15 protein-coding genes are annotated in these 16256 nt (G+C 42.5%); 12 read left to right on the top strand and 3 right to left on the bottom strand.

What is annotated here, in order from left to right; all coding sequences use genetic code 11:
• The first annotated feature begins 675 nt into the window (after positions 1-675).
• The 12 genes from LHW48_06830 to LHW48_06885 are packed head-to-tail and all read left to right on the top strand — an operon-like array spanning position 676 to position 12403.
• Positions 676-1155: a ribosome assembly cofactor RimP gene (locus tag LHW48_06830; GenBank protein ID MCB5260170.1), complete on the top strand. Its 480-nt coding sequence runs from the start codon at positions 676-678 to the stop codon at positions 1153-1155.
• Positions 1145-2383, top strand: coding sequence for a transcription termination factor NusA (gene nusA / locus LHW48_06835; protein MCB5260171.1), 1239 nt, complete (start codon positions 1145-1147; stop codon positions 2381-2383). The genes LHW48_06830 and nusA overlap by 11 nt, the downstream gene beginning before the upstream one ends.
• On the top strand, positions 2383-2616 hold the full coding sequence (locus tag LHW48_06840) for a DUF448 domain-containing protein (protein MCB5260172.1): 234 nt from the start codon (positions 2383-2385) through the stop codon (positions 2614-2616). The genes nusA and LHW48_06840 overlap by 1 nt, the downstream gene beginning before the upstream one ends.
• The gene (locus LHW48_06845; protein ID MCB5260173.1) at positions 2613-2930 is read left to right on the top strand and encodes a ribosomal L7Ae/L30e/S12e/Gadd45 family protein; all 318 of its coding nucleotides are present in this window, start codon (positions 2613-2615) and stop codon (positions 2928-2930) included. Before LHW48_06840 ends, LHW48_06845 begins: the two co-directional genes overlap by 4 nt.
• Positions 2931-2941: 11 nt before the next feature.
• Positions 2942-5554: a translation initiation factor IF-2 gene (gene infB, locus LHW48_06850; GenBank protein MCB5260174.1), complete on the top strand. Its 2613-nt coding sequence runs from the start codon at positions 2942-2944 to the stop codon at positions 5552-5554.
• A complete protein-coding gene (gene rbfA / locus LHW48_06855; protein ID MCB5260175.1) occupies positions 5554-6030 on the top strand; it encodes a 30S ribosome-binding factor RbfA in 477 nt (158 codons plus the stop codon). The genes infB and rbfA overlap by 1 nt, the downstream gene beginning before the upstream one ends.
• The gene (locus LHW48_06860; protein ID MCB5260176.1) at positions 6027-7046 is read left to right on the top strand and encodes a DHH family phosphoesterase; all 1020 of its coding nucleotides are present in this window, start codon (positions 6027-6029) and stop codon (positions 7044-7046) included. The genes rbfA and LHW48_06860 overlap by 4 nt, the downstream gene beginning before the upstream one ends.
• Positions 7043-7906 (top strand): tRNA pseudouridine(55) synthase TruB, encoded by an 864-nt coding sequence (gene truB / locus LHW48_06865; GenBank protein MCB5260177.1) that lies wholly within the window; start codon positions 7043-7045, stop codon positions 7904-7906. Before LHW48_06860 ends, truB begins: the two co-directional genes overlap by 4 nt.
• Positions 7903-8799: a bifunctional riboflavin kinase/FAD synthetase gene (locus LHW48_06870; protein MCB5260178.1), complete on the top strand. Its 897-nt coding sequence runs from the start codon at positions 7903-7905 to the stop codon at positions 8797-8799. Before truB ends, LHW48_06870 begins: the two co-directional genes overlap by 4 nt.
• Positions 8796-10664 (top strand): T9SS type A sorting domain-containing protein, encoded by a 1869-nt coding sequence (locus tag LHW48_06875; GenBank protein MCB5260179.1) that lies wholly within the window; start codon positions 8796-8798, stop codon positions 10662-10664. Before LHW48_06870 ends, LHW48_06875 begins: the two co-directional genes overlap by 4 nt.
• A gap of 5 nt (positions 10665-10669) precedes the next feature.
• Positions 10670-11620 carry an HD domain-containing protein gene (locus LHW48_06880; protein MCB5260180.1) on the top strand — a complete coding sequence of 317 codons (951 nt, stop codon included), beginning with the start codon at positions 10670-10672 and terminating at the stop codon, positions 11618-11620.
• A 51-nt stretch (positions 11621-11671) separates the two neighbouring features.
• Positions 11672-12403 (top strand): MBL fold metallo-hydrolase, encoded by a 732-nt coding sequence (locus LHW48_06885; GenBank protein ID MCB5260181.1) that lies wholly within the window; start codon positions 11672-11674, stop codon positions 12401-12403.
• 33 nt (positions 12404-12436) lie between these two features.
• On the opposite strand, the gene LHW48_06890 is transcribed toward LHW48_06885, so the two are convergent.
• The 3 genes from LHW48_06890 to LHW48_06900 all read right to left on the bottom strand — a co-directional run.
• Entirely contained in the window at positions 12437-12850 is a 414-nt protein-coding gene (locus tag LHW48_06890) for a hypothetical protein (protein MCB5260182.1), read from the bottom strand.
• A 330-nt stretch (positions 12851-13180) separates the two neighbouring features.
• Complete coding sequence (priA, locus tag LHW48_06895) at positions 13181-15523, bottom strand: primosomal protein N' (GenBank protein MCB5260183.1); 2343 nt, start codon at positions 15521-15523, stop codon at positions 13181-13183.
• A gap of 93 nt (positions 15524-15616) precedes the next feature.
• A partial coding sequence (locus LHW48_06900) for a hypothetical protein (GenBank protein ID MCB5260184.1) occupies positions 15617-16256 on the bottom strand: 640 nt, incomplete at its 5' end.

A 16256-nucleotide genomic window follows, 5' to 3' on the forward strand; every position in this document is an offset into this window, starting at 1 on the left:
GAAAATGCCTGCGGCATTTGTGGCAATCAGGAGCTTGCCACCCCAAATGTGTGCAGTTTGTAGCCGAATTTATAGCCACCTCAACCCTCTCAACCCTCTCAACTTTCTCAACCTTCTAAACATAGAACTGTCTTTAGGAAAATGCCTCCGGCGAAAATGCCTGCGGCATTTGTGGCAATCAGGAGCTTGCCACCCCAAATGTGTGCAGTTTGTAGCCGAATTTATAGCCACCTCAACCCTCTCAACCTTCTAAACATAGAACTGTCTTTAGGAAAATGCCTGCGGCATTTGTGGAACTTGGAGATTGTTCCCCACTATGCCGTGTCTACATTCATTTTAATACAAAAAGAATCACATCAACTCTTTAGTGCTATTAAGGCGGCGAATTGAGACTGTGAAAGTTTATCAACAAAGCGGATATTTTCCTTGACATGATAATTGGCAAATATATCTTGTCCTAAATAGTAGAATCCGTCAGAAATGGCGGCTAAGTTGTTATGGTTCCCGCTTTTGCGGTTTTGATAGCTACAATGGTTAGCTATTTTTTTTGATGTGAAACAGGTATGATTTACCGGAAACGTAGCAGTTATTGATATAAGAGACGAAAGCCTTTGTAGCAAAGTTAATATTTAGATACACAATAGTGCGGCAAAGCCGCAAAGATAAGAGGTTCACGTGCAATATTACCGAACTCAGATTGAAGACATTGCCAAAAAGATATGTGCAGAGATGCATTTAGCGCTTTATGATATCGATGAAAAAATGAGCGGCAAGGGTCGCATCATCATCGTTTATCTTACCAAAATAGGTGGCGTGACATTGGATGAATGTGCCCATTTTAGCCGGGCACTGAGTTCGGAATTGGAAATCTTCGATCTTATTCCTGAACGCTACTTTTTGGAAGTATCATCTCCAGGATTGGAGCGTCCTCTAAAGCTAAAAAGTCACTGGGTAAGTGCTATTAACGAAAAAGTGGCAGTTCAGTATAATGAAGAAGAGGAAAAACAATCCGTGATGGGAACTTTAATAGAAGTGAATCAGGATACGGTAGTTCTGGACGATAGGGGAGAGCGAAAAGAGATATCGCTAAAATCTATTTCCAGAGCCAAAACAGTATTTTTGGGTTTACCCCGAGGTGAGGAAAATGAACGCTAATATTCTTGATGCAGTTATTAAGCTTGCCGCAATCAAGCAGTTAGATGGTGCAGTAATCCAAGAGATAATTGTAGAATCCATAACCAGCACTTTAGCAAAGAAGTTGGAGCCGGAGAACGAACTGGAAGTATATATCGATGAAGCAGTACGTGGCATCAGAGTTCGCTATAAATGCCTTGTGGTAGAGCTGGAGAGCCAATTAGGCGAGATATCCTTGGCAGATGCGAGGGCCAATTTCGATTCTGGCGCAAAGCTGGGAGATTACATTCAAAAAGAGATGTCCTTATACGAATTTGAGCCAAAATTAGTAAAAACTGCCCAAAAGACCATTCAAGACCGCATCCGGAATCTGGAAGATGAGAAGATTCAAAACGACTTTAATAAACAAAAGAATACCATCGTTTCTGGAAAGATAAAATCTATAGACGACAATAACGGTGGTTATCGCATCGATCTTAGCTATACCGATGCTCTCTTGCCGCTGGACGAACAGATCGAAAACGAATTTTACCGCGTAGGTGAGAATATTAAAGCCTATGTAACCAATATCCGTTCCGGAAACCGGGGGGTTACGGTTATTCTTTCACGCACAAATCCGGAATTTGTTAAAAAACTCTTTGAGGCAGAAATTCCTTCTATCTTTAATGGTAAGATGCGAATTCGCAAAATAGTACGCGAACCGGGAATTAGAACCAAAGTGGAATTGGAAGCTTTGGATGAAAGCTTGGATCCCATTACTGAATGTGTGGGTCCCAAAGGTACCAGAATAGATAGTATCCGCAAAGAACTGCATGGCGAGCAAATAGACATCGTGGTGCATAGCGATGATATGGAACAAATGGTGCAAAATGCCTTGGGGATAAGTAATGCCAAGCGCGTGGTGATAGAACGAAACCGTTCTGCCAGTGTAATTGTAGATGAAGGCGATAAGGTGATAGCCATTGGTAAACAAGGCAAAAACGTACGTTTAGCTGCAAAACTAACCGGGCTTAAGATTGACATCTTTACCTCAGAAGAATTCGAAGAAAAAATGGCAAAGGAACGCCGCACGATAAGCCATATAACGGAGCTGGACGGAGTTAGCTCAAAAATTGCGGAAGTATTGCGCAATGCGGGCTATACCAGTGTTCAAGATATATTCCAAGCATCCATTGGAGAGTTGTCTTCTTTGGAAGGCTTGGGGCATAAAACCGCAGAAAAGCTTAAGGAAGCTGCAAAGTATTTCTAATGCCAAATAAAAATAGTAAAGCCTGCCACATCCCCATCCGCACTTGTGTGGTATGCAGGCAGAAACTGCCGCAACAAGAGCTTTTGGGCTTTATACTAATGCCTTCGGGGATTGTGTTCGATATGTTCGGCAGACTAAATGTGCGCAAACAATATGTGTGCTCTCAGCGGGAATGCATAGCCCTTTTGGCAAAATGGCGCAAGAAACGTGATAAAGGGAGACGGAACAGATGACTGCCCTGGATCCCAGAATATTGAATTTGATGCAATTTGCTCGTAAAGCAGGAAAATTGGTGCCAGGCATCGATGCCTGCCTAAGGAGCATGCATCAGAAACACATAAATCTTATTGTGATAGCCGCAGATACAGCTGAAAGAACAGCGAAGCGCATCAGTTTTGAGATGCAAAACAGTGGCGTCAAGTTGTTGGTGATACAAGCTGGAACTCAAGCTGAGATTAGCTCTGCATTGGGTTTGCCGCTTACCGGAGTTTTCGGCATCAGCGACAAAAATTTCGCTGCCAAGATAAGTGAATATTGGCAGGCGTGAGTGGAGGAACCTTGCAAATACGAGTACATGAATTAGCCAAGGAACTCAAGATCAGTACAATGGCTCTAAAAAAGCATCTTACAGATCTGGGTGTGATAACCAAAAGCCACATGAGCTTTATCGATGAAGAAGTGGCGGATAAGATCCGGGAAAAATATAATGAACAGGTTGATGCCGAAAAAAGAGCGGAAAAAGACCGCAAAAAACTGATCGAACTTCGCCAGCAAGCCAAAAAAAGCGAAGCAAAAGCAGCCGAAGGCATTGTCGAGATTCCAGTAGCCGAACCGAAAAAGGAAGATAAACCTACCGCGAAAACCGCAGCTTCCAAAAAGGCAAAAGGCAAAGAAGAAGCTACAAAGGCCGAAGAATCGGATGAAAATAAGCTGGAAAGCACAGAGAAAAAATCAGATACCGGTGAGCAAGACAAAACAGCATATCTTGAGCAACAAGAACAGAAAGCTCGGGAAGAAGCTAAAAAACACCGCGAAAGCTTGGATATAAGAGTACCTTATCAACAGGCAACTCCTCCCCCAAGAGTTAAGGAGCACAAAGCTAAAAGTGCAGAGAAGCCAAGCAGAAAACGCTCTAGTGCAGCTCCAACTCCTCCTCCGCCACCACCACCACCGCCGCCTATTCCCGAAAAGAAAGAAATTGAAAAGAAATTTGGTAAAGCTAAACCGATACATGATGATTTGGGCGAGAAAAGCAAACACAAAAAAGCATTGATATCCAGTTCCAAAAAAGGAAAAGGCAAAATATTCGAGCCCAGTGAAGTAGACGAGGCAGTCATCTCACGCAATATCAAGAAAGTGATGCAGAAGACAGCTAAACGCAAGAAATATCACCGCGAAGCTCAAGTGGTGGAAGATCGAGGCAATGAAATTGTTATCCGCGAATTCACTTCAGTATCCGAACTTGCCAAAATCATGAACCTGGCTGCCAGTGAGATCATTTCAAAATTCTTTATGATGGGACAATTGGTAACCATAAATCAACGCCTGGATAGAGATTCTTTGGAGATGATCTGCGATGAATTTAAGGTGGATTTCCGCTTTGAAGATGAATATGGAACCGATCTCATCGAACACGAATTGGATAAGTATGCCGATATTCCCGAAGAACCCAGACCACCGGTGGTTACTATTATGGGTCATGTGGATCATGGCAAAACCTCAATTCTGGATTATATTCGCAACGAGAACATAGTTGCCGGTGAATCCGGAGGAATAACCCAGCATATTGGTGCCTACCAAATTGAAGTAAATAAGCATAAAATAACATTTTTGGATACACCCGGACACGAAGCATTTACCGCTATGCGTGCCCGTGGAGCAAACGTTACCGATATTGCGGTGATCGTTGTGGCCGCCACAGAAGGAGTAAAACCTCAAACCAGAGAAGCAATAGATCATGCCCGGGCTGCCGGAGTTTCTATGATCATTGCCATCAACAAGATAGATTTGCCTGAGGCAAACGTCGATAAAACTGTTTCGGATTTATTGGAATTGGGTGTGTATCTGGATCAATATGGCGGAGATGTAGCTTGGTGTAAAACATCTACCGTAACCGGTGAGGGCATCCTCCATCTTATCGAGTTGATTTTGCTAACCGCAGAAATGCTGGATTTGAAAGCTAAGTGCGATGTGCCAGCTGAAGCCATTGTAGTGGAAGCTCAAAAAGATCCACGCATGGGCTCTGTTGCTACCATTCTAATGAAACAAGGTAGCCTCAAGAAGGGAGATATAATTGTGTGCGGAGCCGTTAACGGCAGAGTGCGACGCATGGAAAATGAGCGCGGCTTAGAAATAAAAGAACTTTTCCCCAGCGATGTTGCCCGTGTTTACGGTCTTTCAGATACCCCTAAAGCCGGAGATGTATTGAATCAGGTGGATACCGAAAAAACTGCCAGAGCCATCTCAACCGAGCGTCAACAGATACGTTTGGAACGAGAGAAATATCAGAACAAATCTAGCTTACAGAATATCTTTGCCCGCATCAAAGAAAAACAAGTACATACCTTAAATATAATTCTTAAAACCGATACAGATGGCTCTGCAGAAGCAATTGCCGATAGTCTACAAAAACTTGCCAACGAAGAAGTTTCGGTTAATATTATTCACAAGAGTGTGGGTGGAATCTCGGAAACTGACGTTTCTTTGGCCTCAGCATCAGATGCCATAATCGTTGGATTCCATGTTCGTGCTGCCCAACAAGCCCTACACCTTGCCGAAGATGAAGGCGTGGAAATCAAGCTTTACCAAGTTATCTACGATGCCATTGATGACATCAAAGCTGCCTTGGAAGGTATGCTTGCCCCCGTAATTGAAGAACAAAGTATCGGCTCGGCTACGGTTAAGCAAGTGTTCAAAATCAAGAAACTTGGCACAATCGCAGGATGCCAGGTAGATCGCGGTGCTATTCAAAGCAACTGCCTTATTCGCCTGTATCGCAACGATGTGCTAATAGTAGAAGATAAATTGAGTTCTCTAAAACACTACAGTAACGATGTGAAAGAAGTTCGTGCGGGCTCCGATTGCGGACTATCCTTGGAAAATTATTCAGATATCAAAGAAGGCGATGTTATAGAAGCCTATATCGAACAAGAGGTTGCCAAAAAACTCTGATGAAAAACTATCGCATACCCAGATTGCAGGAAGAGCTGAAAAAGATCTTCAATATTAGCCTTAGCCAAAAATTGGGGGATCCTCTTTTGGCTTGGGTATCAATTACTGAAGTAATAGTATCTAAAGATCTGCGATATGCCAAGTTATATTTTTCTCATTATAACAACCCCGCTTCCCACGAAGAAATAAGGGAGCAATTGATAAAAACCAGTGGGTTCTTTAAGAAACAAATAGCAGGAGCACATATTATGAGAACTATACCAGAACTCTCATTTTATTACGACGACACAGAAGACCGCGCAGAAAAAGTGGAAACTATCCTGGCAAGTATCCGAGACGATTTTGAAGATGACGATTACGATCCAGATATAGATATCGACGACTATCTGGATGATGATGAATACTACGACTATGACGAAGAAGATGAAGATGATTACGACGATTTTGACGACGATGAGGATGACGAGGATAATTGAACATAAAGCCCGATAATGATCTGATATTAAAGCATAAAGAATTTGGAGGCAAGCTCTTAGATATTGCACAACATGCTGAGAGTATCGCCATTACAACACACATAAATTCTGATGGTGATGGAATGGTGGTGTGTTTTGCCCTGCAGGAAATTCTGCGTAGTAATGGCATCAATTCCATTATCGTAACCGATGGCGAAAATCTGGATCGCTATTCTTTTCTGATGCAGAATAATGCCATTGAGCCATATCACAAAGATATGGTCTTTGATTTTTGTTGTGTGATAGATTGTAACAGTTATGATCGTTTGGGAGAGAGACTTGCTTTAGCAGAGAAAGCCCAAAAAGTGGCAGTTCTGGATCATCATGTAGTTGAGCACAATCCCATCGAAGCGGATATAGATCTAATCGATTACTCTTATCCATCGGCCGGGGCATTGTTGTGGCGCGTGTTAGCTGCTCATATCTCAAAGTTGAACTCCGCTACCAGAAAATATGTGGCAGAATGCGTTTATGTTAGCATTTTAAACGATAGCAATAACTTCAGTAATGCCAATACTAATGCCAGGATGTTTGAGATATCGGCAGATGTGGCAAAAGAAGGCATTCAACCACATCTATTGCATATGGCGTATTTGCAAAACCATAGTCCCCAAGAGATGCTTTATGTAGGAAAAAGCTTAGCCACGATTACCCTGCATCACCAAGATAAATATCTTTTTCTGTATTCAGATTTGGCAATGGCAAAAGAGATTGGCATAAACCCAGCCGATTTTATGAGTGTTACTAGATGGGTACAGGGAATTACCAATCTCAACGCAATTGCCTACTTTCGAGAGGTTGCACCCGGAGAGTGGAAAGTATCTTTACGATCACTAGTCTTGAACGTTCAGGAGATTGCAGCCCGTCATGGTGGAGGAGGTCATCGTAAGGCTTCTGGGCTTACTTTACATGGCAACCTGCAGCAGGTTCAACAAACAGTATTGGATGAGTTGGAAACAGCTCACCTAATATCATGAACGCCTTTTTCTTGATTGATAAGGAAGCAGGGATTTCTTCCTTTGACGTTATCCGTAGCTTAAGAAAGATACTTAAGACAAGAAAAATAGGGCACTGTGGAACCTTGGATCCTTTTGCAACCGGACTCATGATTTGTGCTTGTGGTCAATATACCAGATTGTTGAAGTTTGCCGAATCCCAATATAAAAGCTATGAAGCCGAACTGCTATTGGGCAAAAAGACTAGCACGGGAGATCCTGAAGGCGAGATAATCTCTGAGGCTGATTTTAAGATAGATCCTCATAAGTTTGGTGTCATAAAAACAACTGTACTTAATCTCAATGAACTACCAATTCCCCAATTCTCTGCTGTTAAAATAAACGGTAAACGGGCATACAGCTATGCCCGCAAGGGTGAACAGCTCATCATGCCTTCGCGCACTGTGCAGATAGAAGACTTCGAGATACTCGATTTTTCAAACAACAGCATAATCTATCGGACTACAGTATCAAAGGGGACATATATTCGTTCGCTTAGTGAGAGAATTGCCGAAGAACTGGGCAGTGTGGGAACGACAATTGCCCTCCGTCGCACAGCCATTGGGCAATGTAAAGTTGAGCAAGCATATAAAGTAGAAGATCTGCGTATAGATTGGCAACAAAAAGTATGTTCACCCCAGTTGGTCTTACACACGATGAAGAGCGGGAACTTGAACGATGTCGAAACTACGCACTTCTTGCATGGAAATAGATTCGAATGCCCCTTTGAGGATTGCAAGGAAATGGCAATTTATACGGGTGAGGATAGGCTAATTGGAATTGCCTGTATAGAAGAGGGAGTATTGATCCCATTAATGGTAATGCCCGGAGCAGAAGAATGAGTGTATTGAGTATTGGCACATTTGATGGCATCCATTTGGGACACCGTAAACTGCTAAGCACAGTATGTGATTTGGCGCAAAAAGAAGGCTTGGCTTCAATAATTGTTACTTATACAGATCACCCTGCTTTTGTATTGAATAACAAAGCTTTACCAGGCTTACTTTGCCCTCTTGAAATCAAGCAACAAGTATTACAGGAATTGGGTATAAACAGGGTTGAAATGCTAGATTTTACGCAAGAACTTGCCAATACCACTGCGCAGGATTTTTTAGAACAGATCATAATGCCTCGCTGGAAGCCCAAGATCATTGTGGTTGGTTACGATAGCCATTTTGGAAAAAACCGCAAAGGCAACCGTGAATTTTTGGAGTTAAATGCTCAAAAATATGGCTTTAGATTAGTATATATAGAACCGGAACTGTTTGAAGGCAAAGTTATTAGCAGCACTACAATTCGGAGCTACCTGGTTTTGGGAGAGGTAGAAAAAGCAAATCTGTTATTAGGACGCAATTACCGTCTTTCTGGCAAAGTGGGTAAGGGCTTGTGTAGAGGAAGAGAGTTTGGTTTTCCCACTGCAAATCTACTGCTTAGCAATCCTCATCAGCTTATTCCCAAAGAGGGATTATACTTTTGTATAGTTCATCTTCAACAAGGTGCTTTTTTTGCCTTGACTAATATTGGTAAGTCTCCAACAGTGAAACGAACAAGAATTACCGAAATAGAGAGCCATCTCATCGATTTTTCTGGAGACCTGTATGGAGAAACCATGCAAGTTGAATTGCTTCATTACCTTAGAGAGGAAAGAATGTTTGCCAACACCGATGAGCTGATTAGAGCCATGAAACTTGACTTGCAGCGTGCTCAAGCCTTAATAGCGGAGCTACAAGAATGAAACGTTTCTTCCTTGTTATCCCACTAATGTTCAGCATGCTTTCGGCAATAGTAGGCATTCCTGGTGACGGCAGAATTATGCCCAACGACCGGCTGTATCACTTCAATTATCATAATTCGGTAAACGACTTACAACTTTATGGTGCCCAAAAATGGGCAGTAAAATTTAACTTCCGCCAAGTGTATCCGGGGATGACAGACGTGAGCTTCAATGTTGCCGGTGTTAGATTATGGTTCCCAAACATAGGAGATTCTGCAACAGTGGAATTGTATAGCGATTCCAACAATCAACCGGGCTCCAGAATTATCTCGAAAAGTGCTCCTATTACCGACAATCTAACGGATATCTACTTTGATCAGGAAACTGAACAGGAAACGGTTTGGCTGATAGTTAGTTACCGAACAAATATGTTAAACCGCTATGTTGCAGCCAGTTATGGCGGAGGGACTAACAGCTACTTTTTGAATGAAGTGAATGACCAGTTTTATCTTTCTTCCTTAGCTTTGGCGGGGTTCAATTGTGAGCTGCTATTCGGGCTATTGGGAGATTATGAGTTTGATACTGCCGATATTGCGCTCACTGATTTTGATATTATTGGAGATGTTCAACCTGGAGGAAGAGTCTATCCTGTTTTCAGTATTTATAATCATGGTAACGTGAGCATTGAACAAGCAGAAGTTGAGATTACCATGAATAGACCGGGCGAAGCCCAATATGAAGGATTAACTATATCTGTTCCAAGTATTATAGAACCTCATACAGAATACGTTTATGATGGCGGATATCAGTTCATCACCCTCCCTCAAACCCCTACTCAATTGCGCATTGAAGCTCTTCTCAGCTCCGAATATGTAGAAAATGACATCCTACTAGCGAACAATAGCGTTTCTAAAAGTTATAATGTATTTACAGATCGACAACCAATTCTGCTGGTGGAAAATTTCCTCCAACAAGTGCATTATGAAACGATGAACAGTTTACAAGATCAATATCTAACTCGCGATACAGATGTGCTTACTTACTACCCCATTCTATCGGATTCACTCGCCAATCTTAGCGCTCAGCAACGCTTTAACTGGTATTCTTTTAATGCTTTACCCCAAACAGTGATACATGGTGAACATACAATTGTGGGTCTAACCCAGAGTTACGAGCAATTGTTTGCCGATTATATGGGCGTTTTAAGCGAGCCAACAACCTTTATCAGTAGTTCAAATTGCAGAATGGACGCAGTTGAAGGTTCTGAAAACATCTATCTCTCAATAAACTTGGAAAACACAAATACTGATATGTACACCGGCGTAACCCAAAGCTTAATGTCTTCATCCAGGTTGTTTGCAGGAGTTTTTGCCAAACCTATTATACAATCTGCGGATAAATTCTGCTTACTTAAGTGGGTTGCTTTTGCCGATACCATAAATTCAGCTCTTACAATCAATCAGAATATTGATAAGCACTATACAATTAGTGCTAGTGGCTTGTTTGATAATTCTTCCGAATTGCACTATCGCCTCTATTTTTGGTTGCAAGATAAAGATGGAGGAGCTATTTACTATGCAAATTTCTCCGATTTCGACCCGCTATTATATGTAAGCAATACAGACGAACTAGCTCCTACAGCAGCTTACTTTATATACCCAAACCCATTGAAACTGGGCGGAAGCCTCAAGATTTCCATTCCGGATTTGAGCTTAGCCAAGATTTCTCTATATAACATTAAGGGTCAGATGATAGATTCTAAAACAAATATTCGGGGCGAGGTAAAGTTGAATAGTGATCTATTTCCCAGCTCTGGCATCTATTTTATCCGCATCGAACAAGAAGGCAAGAAGCCTATCCACAAAAAAATAAGTATTATTAAGTGATTATTATGGAAGAACACATTTATATAAATGAAGTGCATCAGCACGAGAACAAAGAAATTACCGGATTCTATCTCGCTCAGGAAAAGGAGTTACGTGAAGGAAAGGGTGGAAATTTCATCCGCATCAAGTTAAGAGATCGCAGTGGCTACGTAACCGCGAATGTTTGGAAAGATGCAATTCAAACTTCCGAACTCTTTGATGCCGGAGATATTGTGCATATAAAGGCTCAAGTGGTTAATTATAAGGGGCAGATTCAGCTTAGCATTCAGCAATTACGCTATGCCGATAAAAGTGAATTTGATATGGGATTGTTTTTGGCAAAAAGTCGCTTTGAACCGGAATATCTAGCCGAGCGGTTCTGGACTTTTGTAGATAAAGTAGAAAATGAATATCTCAACCGCTTATTACATGTTGTTTTCGACGATAAAGGCTTTTTTGATTCTTTCTTGAAGGCACCTGCAGCAAAAAGCTGGCATCACAATTATGTACACGGTCTTATCGAACACATTGTAGCAGTGGCATCACTGTGCGAGTTTGTTAGCATGCAATATCCAGTTTCTCTAGATTTATTGATCACCGGAGCGCTTTTTCACGATGCGGCAAAAGTAAAAGAGTATTCCGGTCAGGCATCCATCGATTTTACAGATGAAGGCAGGCTATTAGGGCATCTTAGTATGGGAGATCAGATGGTAATTGAAGCTGCTGCTCAAATACCCGGATTTCCTGCAGAATTGCTCTTAAATCTGCGTCATCTTATTCTTTCTCACCATGGAGAGTATGAAAAAGCTTCTGTTCGCTTGCCACAAACCTTGGAAGCAATTCTATTGCACCATTGTGATAATCTTGATGCTCAAGCAGCAGGCGTTTGTCAATTGTTAGATGCATCCGCTCCAGATGCTGTTTGGAGTGAATACGATAAGATCAATAATCGCTATTATCGTATAGTAAGAATCTAACATATCATGTTCCAAATCTCGGTGCTTGCCAGTGGCAGTAAGGGGAATTCGATGCTGGTACGCAGTAGAGATACTGCGCTTATTTTGGATGCCGGAATAAGCCTAAAGCGAATTCGGCTAGCCTTAGACGAATTGCAGGTATCTCCCAATACTATCAAAGCCGTTATTATCTCTCATGAACATTCAGATCACACTCGAAGCGCTGGCGCTCTTTCCCGAAGCTTCAAGATTCCTCTGTTTATCTCTGCCGATACCTATGCCTACTGCGCTCACAGATTGGGCAAGGTTCATGAACGCTTAGTCTATTTTGAATCGGGAGTGGAATTTATGGTTGGCGATATTCTGGTGCAACCGTTTCAATCATCTCACGATGCCATAGATAGCTGTAATTTTGTTTTTATTCACGACGAGCGCAAACTGGGAGTGGCAACAGATTTGGGTAATTTTTCCAAGCTGACCCTGTTGAAGCTTAGTTTAGCTAATACTCTGGTATTGGAAAGTAATCATGATATGCAAATGCTAATGGAAGGTCCCTACGAATGGAATCTGAAAATGAGAGTTAAAAGCGAACATGGGCATCTTTCCAACGACCAAGCGGTGGGTTTGCTATCTCAAGTAATGCATCCCGGCTTGCAGAATATCATCTTAGCTCACCTTTCGGAGATCAACAACCATCCAGATCTTGCCTTTCGGGTAATGAATGATTACTTGCAAAGCATACGCAGCGACATTCACCTGATGGTCGCAAACCAATATTGCCAAACACCTTTAGTGGATGTATAAACCTTATTTCTTGCCCATAATATTATCGCAGCATTAGGCATGATTCAGGCTGTGATACTCCTGCAAATATAGCATAATGGCAACTTGAAATATCCATAATGGCAAGCTAAAGCATTTCGGTAATATCAATCGTTTATGCTGTTGTTTGGGCTGCCAAGCTCCTGCTTGGCAGAGGCAGCGAAGCTGCCAGAGGGAAAAGACCTTCGGCCTTTGTGGCAAGCAGAGCTTGCCACCCCAAAAGTGGGTGTGGTTTGTAGCCGCATTTGTAACAACCAGAGCTTGCAATCCCATCACAGATCCGTTTGTGCTGACGTTTGTGCTGTTGTTTGGGCTGCCAAGCTCCTGCTTGGCAGAGGCAGCGAAGCTGCCAGAGAGAGAAAAAGACCTTCGGCCTTTGTGGCAACCAGAGCTTGCCACCCCAAAGGTAGGTGCGACTTGTAGCCGCATTTGTAACAACCAGAGCTTGCAATCCCATCACAGATCCGTTTGTGCTGACGTTTGTGCTGTTGTTTGGGCTGCCAAGCTCCGCTTGGCAGAGGCAGCGAAGCTGCCAGAGAGAAAAGACCTTCGGCCTTTGTGGCAAACAGAGCTTGCCACCCCATCTTTCGCACTGGTATCCTTGGCGGAACAGTGTCCTGCCTGTACTGTAAGGGCGCTCGCAGTCAAGCGCCCAGAATAATATTCTGTAGGTCTATGGCGCCAACTAAGTTTGAAAGAGAGCCTTTATTAATACCACCTCTACATTCCGAGATTGCCACTCCCAACTTCCCCCAAAAATCACATTAGCATCATCGGGTCGATATCTATCTGATGGTGTAGCTTGGTTTTAAAACCTTCTATAATATTTGCGATAGCCTCTTTAATATCGTGAGGAGTTTTACCTTTCAGAATTACATGATAGCGATACAACTGGTTGATCTTGGAAAATGGTGCGGGACTTGGTCCTAATACCATCAGCGATTCGGTTTGGGTAGGTAAAGCATTTTTTTGCAAGCGATTCATCTCTTTACATAGTTCCTGTAAATCGTTATGCTGGAACAAAATTCTTGCCAGACGGTAATGGGGTGGATAGAATAACCTTTTACGAAAAGCAATTTCAGCTTTAGCAAAACCTTCAAAATCTTGCTTACCGGCAAATTGAATAGCATAGTGTTCAGGATTGTAGGTTTGGATGATTACTTCGCCACCTTTATCCGCTCTTCCGCTACGTCCGGCAACTTGGGTTAGCAACTGGAAAGTGCGTTCGGCGGCACGAAAATCTGGGATATTTAAGCTAATATCGGCATTGATAATGCCAACCAGGGTCACGTTTGGGAAATCCAATCCTTTAGTAATCATTTGTGTGCCTAAAAGAATATCGACTTCCCTGCTTTTCATGCGCTGATACATAGTCCTCAAGTTTGTGCGGGAGCTATCACTATCAAGTCTTAGAATTTTTGCCATTGGAAAGAGGATTCTGAGGTTTTGTTCCACTTTTTGGGTTCCCGGAGCTCCATAGGCAAAGCTAAAGGCATTACACGATGGGCAGCGGCGGGGAACAGGGAAGAAAGATCCACAATAGTGGCATTGCATTTCTTCGCGGTCACGGTGGTAATACATGCTGATCTCGCAATTTGGACAAGTAATAAGTTTTCCGCATTTGAGGCATTGCACAAAGGAAGAGTATCCACGTCGGTTTTGGAAGAGAATAACTTGTTCTTTATTCTCCATGCGCATGGCAATGGCAGAGATAAGTTCGGGAGTAATAAGTTCTGGGCTTTCTCCATCTCTAAGATCGAGGATTTTCACGCTGGGCAGACCATAATTTAAAGGTCTTTGCAACAAATAGTGGATTTTGTACTTACCTAAAAGATAGTTATTCCAGCTTTCCAAAGATGGAGTAGCAGAGCCGAGAATTATCTGAGCATTGTTATTCCTTGCTCGCACAATTGCCAAATCTCTTCCATTGTAACGAGGAATTGAGTCTTGTTTATAACTCTGCTCATGTTCTTCATCAACAATAATTAATCCCAAATTCTTGAGGGGTGCAAAAATGGCACTTCGGGCTCCAAGTGCAATATGGCATTCTCCTTTTTGGAGTTTTTGCCACTGAGCAAAGCGTTGAGAATCTGTTAATTGGCTGTGTAAAACGGCAAGCTCATCACCAAAGCTGGAGTCAAAACGATCTAGCATCTGGGGAGTAAGGGCAATTTCTGGAATTAAGAATATTACAGATTTTCCTGCCTCTAGATACTTGCGAATAATCTCAATATAGATCTCTGTTTTGCCGCTACCGGTAACACCATAGAGCAGGTGCACTCTAAATTGCTTGAAATCTTCCAATATTTCTTTGATAGCCTGCTGCTGAGCGGAGTTGAGAACTATATTCTTAGCTTTTGAAGCAGCATTCTTAAGCAACTCCGCAGCGGGCACTTCTTTGGGAAATATCTCGATAATACCCTTTTTTACTAGGGCTTTAAGGCAACTGTAGGAAACATAATTACTAATATCTGCCATAGGGAAGGGGTGAATTTGAGTTTTTATCAGTTCCCATGCCTCGCGCTGTTTCAACGGTAAGCTGTTCTCATCGAATGAAGAGGAGACTATCTTTATGTAATTCTGTATCTTTGGTTTATCTCGATGCCTTAGTTTATTGGTTATCTTTATAAATCCGGCAGCAGCAGCAGCTTCAGCAAGTTGATAGAGGGGGAGGTTGGGGAAGCTCTGGCGCAAACTGCTAATGCTTTTTGGCGTAGAGTTTTTTAATACTTCAAACAAACATTGGAATTCTTCCGGGATTTCTTCAATAGGGCCTATCCAGCTAAGCTCGGAATCCACATCTGTATGTAATTTAGCCGGGAGCATGGCAAATAGAGCTTTGCCAATTGTGCAATGATAGTAATTTGCCATCCATTCTGCCAGTGTAATTAAATCTTCTGGGATAACTGGTTCTGGATCAAGAGCCTCTGCTATGGGCTTATAACGCAATTTTCCAGCAGCTTGTTCGTCAAGGCAGATACCGAGCATCAATTTGCCTTTGAGGGGCACTAAAACTCTGGCACCATAGGCTACTTTGCTTTTGCTACTATAACAAAAATCTCTTGGTATTCCAAGCGGTAACGCTACTTTGTAATAAAACATGATCGTAGAGTGGAAAACAGTGGCATTACTGTCAATATAAAAAAATAGCTCCGCAACATTGCAGAGCCATTATTTATTACAGTTTATTAGTATTTAAGGACGTAATCTAATGGGGAAGGTATACTGCGCTTCTCCATTAACGGTGAATTTCCAAGAATCTACAATGCTCTTAACTTTGGAAACGAAGTTTTCAGGATACGAGCCTGCTGGTATCACCACAGATTCGCGTACTGCTCCATTACTGTTGATAAATAGAGTAATAGTAAAGCTTACTGTTTGGCGAATTTGCGCTTCACGATAGGCTTGCATAATTTGAGCTTGGCGGTCTTGAACCTGTTCGCGTAAACTGGAAGCGACTGCTTTTTCAGACTCGCTAAGACCAGCAATATCTCTTTCGTTGAATGTTGCAACGTTTCTTTTCGCATAATCGGCAGCGATTCTTTGTTGCTCGAGTACATCACCCCAAGCTTTACCACTTGGTGCCAATCTTGAGGCATCGCCGGTAATATGCGTTCCTTGAGCTCCGGTAGGACGATCTGAATAACCTGCTGTGGAAGGTCCACGAGATACAACAGAACCTACATCTCCAAATACTGGAGTACTGGTTGCGCTAAATGAAGATCCGGCACCGCCACCAGTACCAGCAAAGGCACCGCTACCAGTACCAGTACCACTACCTGTTCCACCACCTGGGCGTCGCGCCGAAAAGCCTTCCTGTACCGTAACAATACTA

Source organism: Candidatus Cloacimonadota bacterium, assembly GCA_020532355.1.
Classification (GTDB): Bacteria; Cloacimonadota; Cloacimonadia; order Cloacimonadales; family Cloacimonadaceae; genus UBA5456.

Coding starts and splice junctions, on each gene's coding strand:
- LHW48_06890 (MCB5260182.1), bottom strand. CDS start 12,850: ATGCGGCTACAAGTCGCACCTACCTTTGGGGTGGCAAGCTCTGGTTGC.
- LHW48_06885 (MCB5260181.1), top strand. CDS start 11,672: ATGCTGGTACGCAGTAGAGATACTGCGCTTATTTTGGATGCCGGAATA.
- LHW48_06875 (MCB5260179.1), top strand. CDS start 8,796: ATGAAACGTTTCTTCCTTGTTATCCCACTAATGTTCAGCATGCTTTCG.
- LHW48_06845 (MCB5260173.1), top strand. CDS start 2,613: ATGACTGCCCTGGATCCCAGAATATTGAATTTGATGCAATTTGCTCGT.
- truB (MCB5260177.1), top strand. CDS start 7,043: ATGAACGCCTTTTTCTTGATTGATAAGGAAGCAGGGATTTCTTCCTTT.
- LHW48_06870 (MCB5260178.1), top strand. CDS start 7,903: ATGAGTGTATTGAGTATTGGCACATTTGATGGCATCCATTTGGGACAC.
- priA (MCB5260183.1), bottom strand. CDS start 15,523: ATGTTTTATTACAAAGTAGCGTTACCGCTTGGAATACCAAGAGATTTT.
- nusA (MCB5260171.1), top strand. CDS start 1,145: ATGAACGCTAATATTCTTGATGCAGTTATTAAGCTTGCCGCAATCAAG.
- LHW48_06840 (MCB5260172.1), top strand. CDS start 2,383: ATGCCAAATAAAAATAGTAAAGCCTGCCACATCCCCATCCGCACTTGT.
- LHW48_06880 (MCB5260180.1), top strand. CDS start 10,670: ATGGAAGAACACATTTATATAAATGAAGTGCATCAGCACGAGAACAAA.
- rbfA (MCB5260175.1), top strand. CDS start 5,554: ATGAAAAACTATCGCATACCCAGATTGCAGGAAGAGCTGAAAAAGATC.